Source organism: Streptomyces sp. T39, assembly GCF_008042045.1.
Lineage (GTDB): Bacteria > Actinomycetota > Actinomycetes > Streptomycetales > Streptomycetaceae > Streptomyces.
The window spans coordinates 1-649 of the sequence record NZ_RDBP01000158.1; the positions used below are offsets into that span (position 1 = coordinate 1).

1 pseudogene is annotated in these 649 nt (G+C 72.3%); it reads left to right on the forward strand.

The features are described from left to right. Positions 1-645 (forward strand): annotated as a pseudogene (locus EAO77_RS39175) (hypothetical protein); the annotation flags it as partial. Between the last annotated feature and the right edge of the window lie 4 nt (positions 646-649).

Sequence of the window (649 nt, forward strand, 5' to 3'; positions counted from 1 at the left end):
CTGAGTGACGTGATCTATCTGAAGGGCGACGGCGCCTTCTGGCGGGCCACCATGGACGAGCGTGCCTCGGCGTCCCCCGACGGCGGCGGGGACGGCGTCGTCGAGCTGATGACGGACCGCTGGATCAAGATGCCCGGGAGCGCCATCGACGACATGCGGGGCGTGTGCGACCTCGACGCCATGCTCTCCGAACTCGACGACGGGGAGAAGCCCACCGGCATGACGCTCGGCAAGGACGCCGAGGTCGACGGTGTCCCCGCCGGCCCTGACGACCTTCAGGAGGTAGGGCCTGCCCTCCTTCGTCACGTACGCGGTCGTCGTCTCGCGGCCCTCCTTCTTCACCAGCACGGCGGCGGGGACGACGCGGGCACGGTCGCGTTCTCGGACTTCGACAAGCCGGTACGGGTCCAGGCGCCCCCGTCCGACGAGGTGGTCGACCTGGAGAAGCTCGGCGGGGAGACGGGGGCGGACCCGTCGGACGGGGCCTCGGCCGACTCCGACAGCGACTCCGGCACCGGGACCGGGCCGTCCACGGAGCCGTCGTCCCCGCCCTCGTCCTCGCCGTCGGCCGAGGAGGTCCCGGAGGACGGGGACGAGACCGGCTTCGGCGCCGGATCCGAGCAGGACGGCTCCGGCACGTCCTGAGAGC